This is a genomic window from Streptomyces sp. NBC_01275 (genome assembly GCF_026340655.1).
GTDB lineage: Bacteria > Actinomycetota > Actinomycetes > Streptomycetales > Streptomycetaceae > Streptomyces.
Genome location: NZ_JAPEOZ010000001.1, coordinates 5,945,721 through 5,961,570 on the forward strand (window position 1 = coordinate 5,945,721; position 15,850 = coordinate 5,961,570).

Annotated in this window: 10 protein-coding genes; 7 read left to right on the plus strand and 3 right to left on the minus strand. The window is 72.9% G+C overall.

Features of this window, described 5'->3' with window-relative positions:
- The first annotated feature begins 78 nt into the window (after window positions 1-78).
- The 3 genes from OG562_RS26390 to OG562_RS26400 all read left to right on the plus strand — a co-directional run bounded on the left by OG562_RS26390 (window position 79) and on the right by OG562_RS26400 (window position 5,490).
- Window positions 79-1,908 carry a serine/threonine-protein kinase gene (locus OG562_RS26390; protein WP_266401938.1) on the plus strand — a complete coding sequence of 610 codons (1,830 nt, stop codon included), beginning with the start codon at window positions 79-81 and terminating at the stop codon, window positions 1,906-1,908.
- A gap of 102 nt (window positions 1,909-2,010) precedes the next feature.
- A complete protein-coding gene (locus tag OG562_RS26395) occupies window positions 2,011-3,759 on the plus strand; it encodes a serine/threonine-protein kinase (RefSeq protein WP_266401941.1) in 1,749 nt (582 codons plus the stop codon).
- 51 nt (window positions 3,760-3,810) lie between these two features.
- Window positions 3,811-5,490 carry a serine/threonine-protein kinase gene (locus tag OG562_RS26400; RefSeq protein ID WP_266401944.1) on the plus strand — a complete coding sequence of 560 codons (1,680 nt, stop codon included), beginning with the start codon at window positions 3,811-3,813 and terminating at the stop codon, window positions 5,488-5,490.
- On the opposite strand, the gene OG562_RS26405 is transcribed toward OG562_RS26400, so the two are convergent.
- Complete coding sequence (locus tag OG562_RS26405; protein ID WP_266401946.1) at window positions 5,426-6,376, minus strand: AraC family transcriptional regulator; 951 nt, start codon at window positions 6,374-6,376, stop codon at window positions 5,426-5,428. The two genes, OG562_RS26400 and OG562_RS26405, sit on opposite strands and share 65 nt — an antisense overlap.
- Window positions 6,377-6,554: 178 nt before the next feature.
- On the opposite strand from OG562_RS26405, the gene OG562_RS26410 reads away from it, so the two are divergent.
- The 4 genes from OG562_RS26410 to OG562_RS26425 all read left to right on the plus strand — a co-directional run bounded on the left by OG562_RS26410 (window position 6,555) and on the right by OG562_RS26425 (window position 13,217).
- The gene (locus OG562_RS26410; protein ID WP_266401948.1) at window positions 6,555-7,469 is read left to right on the plus strand and encodes an MBL fold metallo-hydrolase; all 915 of its coding nucleotides are present in this window, start codon (window positions 6,555-6,557) and stop codon (window positions 7,467-7,469) included.
- A gap of 76 nt (window positions 7,470-7,545) precedes the next feature.
- Complete coding sequence (locus OG562_RS26415) at window positions 7,546-9,567, plus strand: serine/threonine-protein kinase (protein WP_266401950.1); 2,022 nt, start codon at window positions 7,546-7,548, stop codon at window positions 9,565-9,567.
- A gap of 172 nt (window positions 9,568-9,739) precedes the next feature.
- Window positions 9,740-11,353 carry a succinic semialdehyde dehydrogenase gene (locus OG562_RS26420; protein ID WP_266401953.1) on the plus strand — a complete coding sequence of 538 codons (1,614 nt, stop codon included), beginning with the start codon at window positions 9,740-9,742 and terminating at the stop codon, window positions 11,351-11,353.
- Between the two features lie 76 nt (window positions 11,354-11,429).
- Window positions 11,430-13,217, plus strand: coding sequence for a GMC oxidoreductase (locus OG562_RS26425; protein ID WP_266401954.1), 1,788 nt, complete (start codon window positions 11,430-11,432; stop codon window positions 13,215-13,217).
- A 208-nt stretch (window positions 13,218-13,425) separates the two neighbouring features.
- On the opposite strand, the gene OG562_RS26430 is transcribed toward OG562_RS26425, so the two are convergent.
- Together OG562_RS26430 and OG562_RS26435 are read right to left on the minus strand one after the other, a co-directional pair.
- On the minus strand, window positions 13,426-14,547 hold the full coding sequence (locus OG562_RS26430; protein ID WP_266401956.1) for a hypothetical protein: 1,122 nt from the start codon (window positions 14,545-14,547) through the stop codon (window positions 13,426-13,428).
- Between the two features lie 217 nt (window positions 14,548-14,764).
- Window positions 14,765-15,835 (minus strand): hypothetical protein, encoded by a 1,071-nt coding sequence (locus OG562_RS26435; RefSeq protein WP_266401958.1) that lies wholly within the window; start codon window positions 15,833-15,835, stop codon window positions 14,765-14,767.
- Window positions 15,836-15,850: the final 15 nt, after the last annotated feature.

The window sequence follows — 15,850 nt, forward strand, 5'->3', positions numbered from 1 at the left end:
GGCCCCTGATGGTTCCCCGGCCGCGGCCCGGTCTTTACGCTGACCCTGTCAAGAGCATTGCGGGGCAACGTGAATCAGATGCAGGGCCTGCTCCTCGCGGGCCGTTACCGGCTCGCCGACTCCATCGGCAGCGGGGGCATGGGCCGGGTGTGGCGTGCGCACGATGAGCTGCTGCACCGGGCCGTCGCCATCAAGGAGCTGACCGCAGCGCTCTACGTGTCCGAGGGCGACCGGACGATCCTGTTGGCGCGGACCAGGGCGGAGGCCCGGGCGGCCGCGCGGATCAACCACTCCGCCGTGGTCACCGTGCACGACGTGCTGGAACACGACGGCCGTCCGTGGATCGTGATGGAGCTGGTCGAGGGCCGTTCGCTGGCCGACGCGATCAAGGAGGACGGGCGGGTCGAGCCCGCCGAGGCGGCCCGGATCGGGCTGTGGGTGCTGCGCGCCCTGCGCGCCGCGCACTCCGCCGGCGTCCTGCACCGTGACGTCAAGCCCGGCAACGTGCTCCTCGGGCACGACGGCCGGGTGCTCCTCACCGACTTCGGCATCGCCCAGATCGAGGGCGACACGACCATCACCCGTACCGGGGAGGTCGTCGGCTCCGTCGACTACCTGGCCCCCGAACGGGTCCGCGGCCACGACCCCGGCTCGTCCTCCGACCTGTGGGCGCTCGGCGCGACGCTGTACACGGCGGTCGAGGGGCGTTCGCCGTTCCGCCGCACCTCGCCGCTGACCACCCTGCAGGCGGTCGTCGAGGAGCAGGCCGCCCAGCCGTCGTACGCGGGCCCGCTCGAGCCCGTCATCACCGCGCTGCTGCGCAAGGACCCGGCCGCCCGCCCCGACACCGCCGAGGCCGAGCAGCTCCTGGCCGAGGCGGCCGAAGGACGCCGCCCGAGCGCGGCGCAGGCATGGGTGCCTACGCAGTTCGGGGGGACCGACCGGGGTGCGGGCGGCATGTCGGGTACGGGCGGTACGGCGGGTACGGGGACGGCGTACGGCTCCGGCTCGTCCGGAGTCTCCAAAACCTCCGCCCTCTCCGCGGGGCAGGAGGCGTCGACCTCCGTACCGATGACCACCGGACCGACCGCGGTCGGCGGGGTCGGCACCGTGGACGGAGCCGTGGACGGCGTGGACAGCGGCCCCACGTACATCGGGCCGAACTCGTCCGCCGTGGCCGCCGCGTCCACTGCATCTCCGGCGTCCCACGACTCCCACGCCTCTCACACCTCCCACGGATCCCATGCGTCCCCCCGGCCGCCCCGGCGTCGTCGCCGTCGGCGCACGCTCGTGCTCGCGCTCGTCGTGGCCGCGCTGATCGGCGGGGGCACGGCGGTGGCGCTGCAGAAGTGGGACGCGGGGCGGCAGGAGGAGGCCGGCGGGGCGCCGGGCTCCACGGCCACCGGCGCTCCCGCGGAGGAGGGTTCCGACTCCGACTCCTGGAGCGAGATCCACGACCCGTTCGGCTTCGGGCTCTCGCTCCCCAAGGGCTGGGAGCGGAAGGTGTACCAGGACGACGGCGACCTCAAGCAGGTCGACTACTCGCCCGACGGCGGCGAGCACTTCGTGCGCATCGCCCTCGACAAGTCCCCCGACTTCAGCGATCCGTACGCGCACCAGGTCGACCTCGAGCAGCAGATCGACGGGCTGGTCGACTACCACCAGGTCACCCTGAAGAAGAACGTCTACCGTGACCGCGCGGGCTCCGAGTGGGAGTACACGTGGACCGCACAGGCCAAGGACACCGCGTTCCCGGGGCCGCGCCGGGCGATCGAGGAGACGTACGACGCCCGCGACGGCAGTGAGTACGCGGTCTACATGTCGTCGCCCGCGCAGGACTGGGCCACGACGGCCAAGCAGTTCAAGGCCGTGCTGCAGAGCTGGCGGGAGCCGACGAGCAGTTCCTGAGCCATGGTGGGCCGCCATGGGGGCGTGGGCGGTCGGCCGGCGGGGGCAGTTGGCCGGTCGCCGCCCCGGAGGCGGGGCGTCCGGTGCGGCATGATGGGGCTCATGGGGACCGAGGGGGTCGGGAACGGCACAGGACGGGTCATCGCGGGCCGTTACCGGCTGGAGGCGAGGCTCGGGCGCGGCGGCATGGGCATCGTGTGGCGGGCCAACGACGAGCTGTTGGGACGGCGTGTCGCGGTCAAGGAGCTGACCCAGGACGACTCGCTCCCGGACGAGGAGGCCCGTGGCCGACGCGACCGGACGCTGCGCGAGGCCCGTGCGGTCGCCCAGCTGAGCCATCCGCACGTCATCGTGGTGCACGACGTCGTCGAGGAGGACGAACGTCCGTACATCGTCATGGAGTTGATCGGCGGGGGCTCGCTCGCCGACCGGATCGCCGAGCACGGTCCGCTCGCCCCGGACGAGGCGGCCCGGATCGGCATCGCCCTGCTCGGCGCGCTGCGCGCCGCGCACGCGGCCGGGGTCCTGCACCGGGACATCAAGCCGGCGAACGTCCTGCTCGAAGGCGGCGGCGAGGGCGAAGGCGCAGGCCGGCGCGAGGGTGACGACGAACGGGTCGTCCTCACCGACTTCGGCATCGCGCAGGTCGCGGGCGCCACCACGCTCACCGAGACGGGTTCGTTCGTCGGCTCGCCGGAGTACACCGCGCCGGAGCGGATGTCCGGGGCGCGCACCGGGCCGGAGTCCGACCTGTGGTCGCTGGGCGCGCTGCTGTGCACGGTGCTGAGCGGCGAATCGCCGTTCCGCCGCGACTCGTTGGGCGGCATCCTGCATGCCGTCGTCTTCGCCGACATCCGTACGCCCCCGCAGGCCGCCCCGCTGCTGCCCGTCGTACGGGGGCTGCTGGAGCGCGATCCGGACCGGCGGCTCGGCGCGGCGGAGGCGGAGCGGATGCTGCGCGCCTTCAGGGACACCGGGCGTACGCCGCCGGCGGTGTCCTCCGGCTACACGCCGACCCAGGCCGACCTGCCCCGCCAGCGGTCGGACGCGGCCGGTCAGGAGGCGGACGGGCGGGATGCGGACGGGCGGGATGCGGCCGGTCGGGAGCGTTCCACGCGGGGCGTGCTGGTGGCCGCGCTGCTGGTGGCCGCGATGGCGGGCGCGGGCGTGTCGGCGGCGGCGCTGCTGGTGAACCGGGACGGCGACGGGGGCCGGGCGTCGACGAGTTCGGCGCCGCAGTCGCCGACGGGCGGTACGACGAGCGGCTCGGGGAGCGGCCCGGGGAGCGGTTCGACGAGCTCTACGGCCGCCACCGCTTCCGGGGCCGACCCCACCCCGTCCGCTTCCGCGAGCCGTCGCTCCCCGTCGCCCGCCTCCGACGACCACTCCACCGCCGTCACCGCGCCGAGCGCCCCCTCCGGTTACCGGGTCGCCGACGATCCGGCCGGGTTCGCGCTCGCCGTGCCGGAGGACTTCACGCGGACGCCACAGGGCGAGCGGGTCTTCTACATGTCCCCGGGGCAGGTGTTCCGGCTCGGCATCAAGGTCACCGCCGCATCGCCCGACGGTCCGCTCGCCGTGATGGAGGACGCGGCCGCCAAGGGCCCGGACACCAATCCCGGTTACCACGACGGCCGGGTCACGGAGACCGAGCACGGCGGACACCCGGCCGCACTCTGGGAGTTCACCTGGAACGGCTTCAGCGCGGCGGAGGGGCCCCGGCACACGTACGACCTGTGCTGGGAGGAGGGCGGTCGGCTGTACGACGTATGGGTGTCGGCGCCGGTCGGGAAGGTGCGGGAGGCCCGGGAGTACTTCGACGTCGCCGTCGACACGTTCGTGACAGGGTAGTTGCACGTCTTCGGTGGATACCGGCCTGCCTGGCGCGATATGGATGGACCCATGAGTCATCAGGGGGGCGTAGGCCACGAGTCCGACGAGACGACGAGTTTTGTTCTGCAACCGCCGAACCCGCAGGCAGCCGTACCTCAGCAGGCACCGGCATCGGCATCGGCACAGGCACCGGCACAGGCACCGCCACAGACACGGGCACAGGAACCAGGTGTCGGGCGGCTGATAGCCGGGCGTTACCGGCTGCTCGCCAAGCTCGGGCACGGCGGTATGGGCACGGTGTGGCGGGCCAAGGACGAGACGGTGGACCGTGAGGTCGCCGTCAAGGAGCCCCGGGTTCCGGACCATCTTTCCGCGCGTGAACGGGCCAACGCGTTCGAGCGGATGCGGCGCGAGGCGCGGGCCGCGGCCCGGCTGGACCATCCGTCCGTGGTGAACGTGCATGACGTGGCCGTCGTGGACGGACAGCCGTGGATCGTGATGGAGCTGGTCCATGGGCGCTCGCTCGGCGACGCCCTCCAGGAGGGCACCCTGAGCATCCGCGAGGCGGCCCGGATCGGCCTGGAGGTGCTCGGGGCGCTGGAGGCCGCGCACGCGGCGGGCATCCTGCACCGGGACGTCAAGCCGGACAACGTGCTGCTCGGCCGGTACGACCGGGTCGTCCTCACCGACTTCGGCATCGCCCAGATCGAGGGCGAGACGAACCTGACCGACACCGGCGGCTTCGTCGGCTCGCCCGAGTACATCGCGCCCGAGCGGGTGCTGGGCCAGCGTCCGGGTCCGGCGTCCGACCTGTGGTCCCTCGGCGTGGTGCTGTACGCGGCGGCGGAGGGCGTCTCCCCGTTCCGCCGCAGCAACACCCCGGCCACCCTCCAGTCCGTCCTCAACGCCGCGCCCGCGCCGCCCGCCGCGCAGGGCCCGCTCGCCGACGCCGTCAACGGGCTGCTGGACAAGGATCCCGCGCGCCGCCCCGGGCCCGCGCAGGTGCGGGCCCTGCTCCAGGCCGCCGCGAACCCGCCCGCGCCCCGCCCGCCGCAGCCCACGCAGCCCACGCAGCCCACGCAGACCGTGCAGCAGGCCGAAGTCCCTGCTCGGCGGCGCCGGTTCGGCCGTAGGGCGTGGATCGGGATCGGGGCCGCCGGTGTCGCGTCGGTCGTCGCGGCGGCGGTGGCGGCCTATCTGGTGTTCGCCGATCCGTTCGCCGGTCCGCTGCCGGACGGCTGGAAGACCCACCACGTGACGGACGTGCGCGCGACGCTGGCGGTGCCCGGGGGCTACGAAAAGGGGCTTCCCGACCGTAAGACCGACGACGGCCACTGGGTCAGCTACACCGACCCGAGCGGCGCGGTCACCGTCGTGCTGTCCGTCGCCCGGAAGGCGGAGGACACCGGTGACGAGATCAAGGACTCCGCCGCCGCCGAGATGTACGCCGACAACGGCGAGTTCAAGGACAGCGGCAGCTACCGCCTCGACATGCCCAAGGGCGCGAGGACCGTCACCGACGACAACGCGACGTTCCACGGTGAGAAGGCCGCCGGGAACACCGTGAAGTACACCACCGACGACTCCCAGGACCCCCGCCCGCGCGAGCTGCGGATCTTCTACTACAAGTCCTCCGCCGGCGACATGTACAAGCTCACCGTCGCCTACCCGGGCAGGGGCGACTTCACCGAGCGGGGCCGGGAGGTGGCGCGGACGGCGATCGCGAACCTGAAGGTCGACCAGCTCTGAACCTCCCCGGCGTCGTCCCGAACTCCCGGCTGAAGGCGTGGGAGAGCGCGTATGGGCTGCCGTACCCCGCCTCCCGGGCGACCGTCGCCAGCGGCGCGTCCGAGTCGCGCAGCCGGGCGGCGGCCAGCGTCAGACGCCACCACGTGAGGTACGCCATCGGCGGCCGGCCGACCAGCGCGGTGAAGCGGCGGGACAGCGTCGCCCGGGAGACGCCCGCCCGGGCGGCCAGCCGGTCGGCGGTCCAGGGGGCGGCGGGGTCGGAGTGCAGGGCGCGCAGCGCGGCCGTGGCGACCGGGTCGCCCAGCACCGCAGGCCAGGCGCCCGTCGCGGCCCGCGCCAGCCACGCCCGGACCATGTAGACGAGGAGCAGGTCGAGCAGGCTCGGCAGGGCGAGGGCGGAGCCCGGGCGGCGACCGTCCAGCTCACCGGCCAACAGGTCCACGGCGGCCCGGAGTTCGGCGGGGCGGTCGGCCCGGTTCGGCAGATGGACGACCTGGGGCAGTTCCGCCAGCAGGGGGTGGGTCCGGCTGCGGTCCAGCCGGTACTTGCCGCAGAGGAGTTCCACGTCGCCGACGGCGTCCGTCGGCCCCGCCGGACGTTCGGCGTCCTCGAACGGCGCCGCGCGGGCGGCCGTCGCCGCGTCCACCGGCGCGTCGGCCAGCACGTGTTCCGCGCCGTGCGGCAGCAGTACGACGTCCCCCGCCCCCAGCCGCAGCCACGCGCCGCCTCCCTCCGGCAGCAGCCAGCAGACGCCCGCGAGGACGACATGGAACCCGGCGCCTTCGTAGGCGGCCAGCCGGGTGCACCAACTCCCGCTCACACTCAGCCGGTTGGAGTGCGGAAGCCCGGTTCGTACGGAGGAGATCGCGTCGCTCACCAGGTCCATGGGGGCAGCGTACGGTCCATGGCGACCCTGTCGTGAGACGCATGCGTATCCGGCTGAGCCGTCCAGGCATCGAAACACTCACCGGCCTCTTCCTAGGCTCGATGACATGACGCCTGACATGAGTGATGACACGACGCCTGACATGAGTGATGACACGACGCCTGACATGAGTGATGACATGACACCTGACCTGGTTGATGAGCACGTGCAGAGTTTCGTGATCGGGGACGTCGAGGTCCTCCGTGTCGTCGAGTGGCAGTCCCTCTTCGTGCCCGCCCCCGTGCTCGTCCCCGACTGCGGCCCCGAGGTGTGGAAGGAGCACCGCGGGCTGCTCGCCCCCGACCACTGGGACCCCGACAGCGACCGGGTGGTGTCCGCGCTGCAGACCTGGGTCGTGCGCAGCGCCGGGCGGACGGTACTCGTCGACACCGGAGTGGGCAACGGGCGTGAGCGGCCGGGCTTTCCGCACTTCCACCGGCGTCAGGGCGACCTGCCGGGGCGGCTGGCGCGGGCGGGGGTGCGCCCGCAGGACGTCGACGTCGTCGTCAACACGCATATCCACGCGGACCACGTCGGCTGGAACACCGTCGACGTCGAGGGCGAGTGGGCGCCGGCCTTCCCCCGGGCCCGCTACCTCCTGCCGGCCGCCGACGACGCCCACTTCGGCCCGGCGGGCGGCTACGGCGGCGGGGTACGGGAGGACGACCGCCTGGTCTACGAGGACAGCGTCGCGCCCGTGCACCGGGCCGGGCAGGCCGAGCTCTGGGACGGGGAGTACCGCATCGACGAGCACCTCACCCTGGAGTCGGCCCCCGGCCACACCCCCGGCTCGGCGGTGCTGCGGCTCGCCTCGCGCGGCGAACGGGCCGTGTTCGTAGGGGACTTGATGCACAGCCCTGTGCAGGTGGTGCGCCCGGAGTGCAGCAGCTGCTTCTGCCTCGATCCGCGCCGGGCGGCGGCCAGCAGGCTCCGGGTGCTGGAACGAGCGGCGGAGGAACGGGAGTTGGTGATTCCGGCGCACTTCGGTGGGTCGGGCGCGGTGGAGGTGCGGAGGGAGGACGGGCGGCTGACACTCGGCGAGTTCGGAGGGTGAGGGGGTAAGACCATCCCGGGCCGCGCGGTGCCCGGTCGCGTCGACAAGCGGGCGTCCCGCACGGTAGTCATGGGACATGAGCAACGGCGGGGACCCAGGGGGCGACAAGGGCCGGACAGTCAGCGGGCGTTACCGGCTGCTCGAACGCATCGGCTCCGGCGGGATGGGCACGGTCTGGCGGGCGTACGACGAACTCATGGAACGCGAGGTCGCCGTCAAACAGCCACGGCTGCCCGGCGACCCGGAGGACGAGGCCCACCGCCGCGCCGCCCACCGTCTCTACCGGGAGGCCCGGGCCGCCGCCCGCGTCGACCATCCGTCCGCCGTCTCCGTGTACGACGTGGTCGTGGAGGGAGACCCCGACGTCGAGGGCGGACTCCCATGGATCGTCATGGAGTTGATCCGCGGCGAGTCGCTGCACGAGCTGCTGAGACGGGGGCCTCTCGACCCCGTCGAGTCCGCCCGCATCGGCCTCGCCGTCCTCGGGGCGCTGCGGGCCGCGCACGCCGTCGGCATCGTTCACCGCGACGTCAAGCCGGCCAACGTCCTGCTCGGCCCGAACGGCCGCGTCGTCCTCACCGACTTCGGCATCGCCCACATCCAGGGCGAGGAGTCCCTCACCGCCAGCGGTGAGTTCGTCGGCTCGCTGGAGTTCATCGCCCCGGAGCGGATGTCCGGCCGAGGCGCGGGTCCGGCCTCCGACCTGTGGTCCCTGGGAGTCCTGCTGTACGCGGCCGTAGAGGGCTGGTCCCCGTTCCGCCGTACGACGGTGGAGTCCACCCTCGCCGCGATCCTCGCCGCCGACCCGCCCGAGCCGAAGCAGGCCGGCCCGCTCGCCCCTCTCGTCGTACGACTCCTGGCCCGCGCCCCGGAAGCGCGTCCGGGCCCGGAGACGGTCGCCGCGGCTCTGGAGGCGGTGGCTGCGGCGGGCGCGGCGGAATCGGAGGAAACGAAGGAATCGGAGGAGGACGGGGCCTGGGCGGGCACCGGGGTGGGCGCCGAGGCGGGGGCAGGGGCAGGGGCAGGGGCAGAGGCCGGGGCAGAGGCCGGGGTGGAGCCTCAGGACGTGGGGTGGCTGCGGGAGTTCGGGGAGGACGTGGGGACGGTCCGGGTGGGGCCCGCAGGCCCCGACTCGACGGAGACGCCGGGCTCCGACCTCGATCCCGACCCAGGTTTCCGCTCCGGCTCCGGTCCCGGCTCCGCCTCTGGCCCCCATCCCCATCCCCATCCCCATCCCGAACCCGACCCCGATCCCGTCCGCGACGTCGACCTCGGCTCCGACCTCGCTCCCGGCCCCGACTCCGCTCCCGACCCCGGATCCGACGACCCCGGATCCGACCCCGACCCCGACCCCGCCTCCGACCCCGGCCCTGGCCCCGACCCCGATCCCGGCCCCCGAATACAGGCGCAGCCTTCCGTCTCCCGCCCCCGCCCTCGCCCCCTCCGCCCCTTCCCCCTCCGTCCGCTTCCTCTCGCTCTCCTCGTCGGTGTCCTCGTCTCGGGTGCCTGGCTGGGTACGTCTCTCCTCCGGGACTCCGACGGCAGGGCGATCGGCGGGCAGACCGCGACCTACAGCTCGGCCCCGGCGGCTCCGGGCACGTCGGAGGCTTCGTCGGGGCCGGTGACCCCGTCGGTCTCGCCCGACCCCTGGCAGGCCCACCGGGAGACCGGCCTGGACGCCGTACTGTCCCTCCCGAGCCGGTACCGGGAGACCGCGCGGCAGGACGACGCGAGCGACCAGCCGCGGCTGGTGGTCTACTCGGCCGGCTCCATCGACGTACGCCTCACGCAGTGGGACAGTGCGCCGGATGCGCCGATGGCTCGGGCGGCTCAGGCGCACGAGATATGGAGCGGTTACGCGCAGGACGCGCGCACGCAGACGACCCGCACCTCGTTCCACGGGGACGAGGCCGCGCTCGCCGACACCACGTACGGACTGGACGAGGTCCCGACCCGGGTCATGGAGCTCTTCGTCCGCACCGACGACAGCCGGATGTACGAACTGCGCGTCGACATGCCCAAGGGCACCCCGCAGGAGAAGCAGGGCACGGCCGTGTTCAAGGAGGCGCGCGGCCGTCTGGAGATCGGAGCGGGCTGAAGAACGGGCCGAGGAACGGCTGGAGAACGAGCTCAAAACGGTCGGCGTGTCGCCGTACAACGCCCTGATCAGCGCATTCCATGCCAGTGCGCACTGGCGTCGTGTGCGAGGCAGGTGAAGGCGCGTTACCCACGGGTACCCAAAGTCTTCCGCACGTCATACCCTGCGCCTCATGACGGACTCGCAGGCCCCGGAAAAGACCGGCACCAACCCGCTCGCCCCAGCCCCCACCGGCGTCCGCACGGCCGCCGACGTGGTCACCCCCCAGCTCGTCGCCCAGCTGACCAAGGGCGTCGTCGGCTCCGGCCGGACCGCGAACCACACGCCGTTCACCGGCGAGAAGCTCGCCGACCTGCCCGAGTCCACCCCCGACGACGTGCGCGAGGCCTTCGCGGCGGCCCGCGTCGCGCAGGCCGTGTGGGAGCGGACGCCCGTACGGGAGCGCGCCGCCGTGCTGCTGCGCTTCCACGACCTGATCCTGGCCCGCCAGGCCGAGGTCCTGGACCTGATCCAGCTGGAGACCGGCAAGGCGCGGCTGCACGCCCACGAGGAGGTGCAGGCCGTCGCCGTCGCGGCCCGCCACTACGGCCGCAAGGCCCCCGCCTACCTCCGCCCCAAGCGGCACGCCGGCGCGATGCCGACCCTGACGAAGGTCACCGAACTGCGCCACCCGCGCGGTGTCGTCGGCCAGATCGCCCCCTGGAACTACCCGCTGGAACTGTCGGTCGGCGACGCGATCCCCGCGTTCGCGGCAGGCAACGCGGTCGTCATGAAGCCGGACACGGAGACCTGCCTGACCGCCCTGTGGGCCCGCGACCTGCTCATCGAGGCCGGTCTGCCGGCCGGTGTCTTCCAGGTCGTCCTCGGCGAGGGCCCCGTCATCGGCCCGGAGGTCGTCAAGCACGCCGACTACGTCTCCTTCACCGGCTCCACCCGCACCGGCCGCGAGGTCGCCCAGGGCGCCGCCGCCCGGCTGGTCGGCGTCTCCCTCGAACTCGGCGGCAAGAACGCCATGTTGGTCCTCGCCGACGCCGACATAGAGAAGGCGGCCGCGGGCGCGGTCCGCGCCTGCTTCTCCTCCGCGGGCCAACTCTGCATCTCCATCGAGCGGTTGTACGTCCACGAGTCGATCGCGGACGTCTTCGTCGAGCGCTTCGCCGCCCGCACGAAGGGCATGCGGCTCGGCAACTCCCTCGCCTACGGCGCCGACATGGGCTCGCTGGTGGGCGAACGCCAGCTGGAGACGGTCACGCGGCATGTCGACGAGGCGGTCGAGAAGGGCGCCAAGGTGGTCGCGGGAGGGGTGGCCCGTCCCGACATCGGCCCCTACTTCTACGAGCCGACCATCCTCGACGGGGTCACCGAGCCCATGTCGGTGTGCACGGAGGAGACGTTCGGCCCGGTCGTCTCGATCTACCGCTTCAAGACCGAGGACGAGGCGATCGAGCTCGCCAACGCCACACCGTACGGCCTGAACTCGTCGGTCTGGACGAAGGACGGCCGCCGTGGCCGCGAGGTCGCCGCCCGCGTCCGCGCCGGCACCGTGAACGTCAACGAGGGGTACGCCTCCGCCTACGGCAGCGTCCAGTCGCCCATGGGCGGCATGAAGGACTCCGGCCTCGGCCGCCGCCACGGCTCCGAGGGCATCCTCAAGTACACCGAGGCCCAGACCGTCGCCCAGCAGCGCCTGCTCCCGATGGCCCCGTCCCTGGGAATGAGCGACGAGAAGTACGCGGAGTTCATGACCCGCAGCCTGAGGGCGATGAAGGCATTCCGGCTGCGCTAGATCGGGCTGGGGGCTCAGCGGGCTCGGCAGGTTCTACGGGCTCGGCAAGTTTTACGGCTTTCAACGAGGAGAGCACGTGTCCCAGGACGCATACGACTACGACTACGACGTCATCGTCGTCGGTTCGGGCTTCGGCGGTTCCGTCACCGCCCTGCGCCTGACGGAGAAGGGCTACCGGGTCGGGGTCCTGGAGGCGGGACGCCGTTTCACCCCCGGCACGCTCCCCAAGAACTCCTGGGACCTCAGGAACTACCTCTGGGCCCCCAAGCTCGGCATGTACGGCATCCAGCGCATCCATCTGCTGGGCAACGTCATGGTCCTCGCCGGCGCGGGCGTGGGCGGCGGCTCCCTCAACTACGCCAACACCCTCTACGTACCGCCGAAGCCGTTCTTCGAGGACCCGCAGTGGCGGGACATCACGGACTGGCAGGAGGAGCTGACGCCGTACTACGACCAGGCCCGGCGCATGCTGGGCGTGCGGCTCAACCCGACGATGACCCCGTCCGACGTGCATCTGAAGGCGGCGGCCGAGCGGATGGGCGTCGGGAGCACCTTCCACATGGCGCCGGTCGGCGTGTTCTTCGGCGACGGCGAGGACGCGGACGGCGCGGCGAAGGCGAGGCCGGGGGAGCAGGTGCCCGACCCCTACTTCGGGGGCGCGGGCCCGGCCCGCAAGGCCTGCACCGAGTGCGGCGAGTGCATGACGGGCTGCCGGCACGGCGCGAAGAACACCCTCAACGAGAACTATCTCCACCTCGCCGAGAAGGCGGGCGCGGTCGTCCACCCCATGACGACGGTGGTGTCGCTCACGGACGACTCGCGCGGCGGGTACGCGGTCGCCACCCTCCCCACCGACGGCCGCCGCAAGGCCGAGGGACGTACCTTCACGGCCCGCCGCGTCGTCCTCGCCGCCGGCACCTACGGCACCCAGACCCTGCTGCACCGTATGAAGTCCGGCGGGCAACTGCCGTATCTCTCGGAGAAGCTGGGCGAGCTGACCCGTACCAACTCCGAGGCCCTGGTCGGCTCCCAGACCACCGACCGGCGCTACCGCAAGGCGACCGGGAAGGCGCGGGTCGACTTCACGCGCGGAGTCGCCATCACCTCCTCCGTCCACCCGGACGAGTCCACCCACATCGAGCCGGTCCGCTACGGCCGGGGCTCGAACTCGATGGGCGGCCTGTCGATCCTCCAGGTCCCTTACGCCGAGGGCTCGTCGAGGGTCGGCGGCTGGCTGGCGAACGCGGCCCGCCACCCCCTCCTCGTCCTGCGCTCGCTCTCCAACCGCCGCTGGTCGGAGCGGACCATCATCGGCCTGGTGATGCAGTCCCTGGACAACTCGCTGACGACGTATCTGAAGCCGACCGGCGTCGGCAAGGGGCTGCTGACGGCACGTCAGGGCCATGGCGCCCCCAACCCCAAGCAGATCAGGGCCGCTTCGGAGGCCGCCTCCGCCATCGCCGCCGACATCAACGGCTTCGCCGGCTCCAACGTGGGCGAGCTGATGGGCACCCCGCTGACCGCCCACTTCCTCGGCGGCTGCCCGATCGGCGCCTCACACGAGACGGGCGTGATCGACCCGTACCACCGGCTGTACGGCCATCCCGGCATCTCGGTCGTCGACGGCGCGGCGGTCTCCGCGAACCTGGGCGTGAACCCCTCGCTCACCATCACCGCCCAGGCCGAGCGGGCGATGTCGTACTGGCCGAACAAGGGCGAGGCGGACCCGCGCCCCGACCCGGGAGCGGCGTACCGGCGGCTGAAGCCGGTGGAGCCGTGCGACCCCGCGGTGCCCGCGGACGCGTTCGGCGCGCTGAAGCTGCCGTTCCTGGGGATCCCGGCGGTGCCGCCCAAGCGGGGGTGAAACACGAAGGGACCTGCGCCCCCCTCCGAGCGCAGGTCCCGTGTCGCTTCCCCGTCGGCCGACGGGGCCGGTGCAGGTATGCGGGAACCGCGGAGTTGATCCTTGGTTCAGTAGGTGTGACTGGTGGGGCCTGTGAAGAGTTGCCCTCTCCACACAGGATCTTTATGTGGCCTGCGTCACATTGTCGTGTCGTAGGGTCGCGTCCGCCTCAGCCGTTCGCGGTGGGGCGCAGCTCTCCCACGTCGATGCCGCACTCCTTCTCGATCGCGCGGATCGAGGTCTTGCGGGCGCTGTCGTCCGCCGAACCCTTGCCGGCGTCGGCCTCCGTGCCGGCGTCGAGGGAGGCGGCGTACGCGCGCAGCGCCGTGACGTCGTCCGCCGCCGGTCCCGTGAGGTCGGTCAGGTCGGTGAGGACGGAGGCGAGCTCGTCCGGTGTGTAGCGGCTGTCCTCGGACACCGCGAGCGGCGCCGCGACCGAGCAGAAGGTGTCCGCGGGCTCGGTCGTCGCCCCCGTGACCTTCTGGTGCCGGGCGGGCGCGTCCAGGTCGAAGTGCGCCGCCGCCGTCGGGTCGGGCTTCGCGCTCCGCAGGACCTTCCCGACGCCGGCCGCGGCCTTCCCGACGGTCCGGTAGGCCACCGGCGGCTCCTCGCCGGACACCAGCCGCCGCTCCAGCGCCGAGCGGTAGGCGCCGACGGTGACGGTGTCGCCCTCGAACTCCCCCTGCCCGACCCGCCCGTCGTCGTACGGCAGGACACCGCCCGACCCCAGCGGCGACCAGACGCCGTCGGAGTAGCGGGCGAACGAGATCACGTAGTCGTGCCCGACCTCCAGCCGCGAGGCGTCCGGCGTGCCCACGCGGACCCGGACGCCGTCCTTGACCTCCCAGCCGTCGACGGTGACCGTCAGGGAGTCGGGCAGGGCCGGCGCGTCGGAGCGCTCCCACACGTGCTGGGTCACCCGCAGGTCGACCGTCCTCGGCAGATACTCCTCACCGCTCCCGGACTCCTCACCGCTCTGGGACTCCGTGTCGTCTCCGGACTCCGGGTCGGGGCGTTCGTGCTCGGCCGCCACCCGCACGACGGCGACCTGGTCCCCGTACGACACCCAGTCGGTCGCGGTGAAGGAGGGGACGGCCTCCTTCGCCTCCGCGTCGGTGAACACGACCTGGCCGGCGCCGCGCTCGTCGCCCCGGCCCGCGTCGCTCGCGTTGTCCGTGCCGCTCGTGCCGTCGGCGCCGCACGAGACGAGTGCCAGTGAACCGGCGACGACGACGCCCAGCACCGCCCCCGGGATGGTCGAGATCTTCCTTCGCTCGGTCGGCGTGGTCATGGCCACGGGACTCCCCCTTGTCGGTCCGGTCTCGGTCCGATGTCTGTCCAGCAGGTCGCGGCGGCTCCGGTGGTCTCCGGTCCGCCGCCACTGTGACGCCGTAGGAGCCCTGTTCGTTCATGCGGCCGGGGTGACCCGAGCGTCCGGGCCACCCCGGCCGTGCCGTCCGCGGACGGAGGTCGCGCTGCTCGGCTACCGAAGTGCTTCAGCCGCCGAGTTACTCCGCGCCCTCCGTGTCGTTCGGCAGGAGGTCGCCCACGTCGATGGTGCAGGCGCGCTCGATGCGGGTGGCCGCGGCCCTGCGGATGGCGCTGCCGACCCAGGTGTCGGCGTCGCCGGCGCTCAGCTGCGCGGCGTAGGCCCGCAGAACCACGCCGTCCGCCGGCGTGTCGGTCATTCCGCCGAGGTCCGACAGGATGCCGGAGAGCTCACCCGGCGCGTACTTGCTGCCGGCGTCGGTCGCGAGCGGCGCCGCCACCCGGCAGAAGGTGTCCGCGGCCAAGGCGGCGGCGACCGCCGCCTTGGCGACCAGCCTGGCCCGGGACACCGCGTCGAGGTTGTAGTTCGCGGCCGCGGTGGCGTCGGGGGCGGCGGCGGCCAGGAGCGTCTTGACGGCGGCCGCGGTCTTGCCGGCGGCCTGGTAGGTCATGGGCTCCGCCACGCCGGTGACCAGCTGGGCCGCCATCGTCGTGCGGTAGGCCGCGCTGGTGACCGTCGCGCCCTGGTACTCGCCCCGGCCCACCTCGTTGCCGTCGTAGGGCAGGATCGCGCCGGTCCCCAGCGTCGACCACTCACCGTCGGAGAAGTGGGCGAAGGAGACCAGGTAGTCGTGTCCGACCTCCATACGGGACGCGTCCTGCGAGCTCACGCGGAGCCTGCCGTCGTCCTTGAACTCCCAGCCGTCCACGACGATCGACAGGGTGTCGGGCAGCGCCGTGGCGCCGGACCGCGCCCACACGCGCTCCTTGACCTGGAGGTCGACCGTCCGCGACAGATAGCCCTCGCCGGCCGTCACCTCCTCGCTGTCGGCGACCCCTTCGTGCTCGGCGGCCACGTGGACGACCGCGGCCTGGTCGCCGTACGAGATCCAGTCGCTCGCGGTGCGGGAGGGGATGGCGTCCTTCGACTCGCCCAGGATGACGTCCCCGCGCCCTCCTGCGTCACTCGCGCGGGTCACGTCCGCGAGAGCGTCGTTCGGGCGAGCGCCGTCCGCGAACGGGGCGAGCGCGGCCGTGCCGATCAGGACACCGGCCAGGGCTGTGCCCAACACCGTCCCCGTCGTCTTCATCTTCGTTCGAGTACT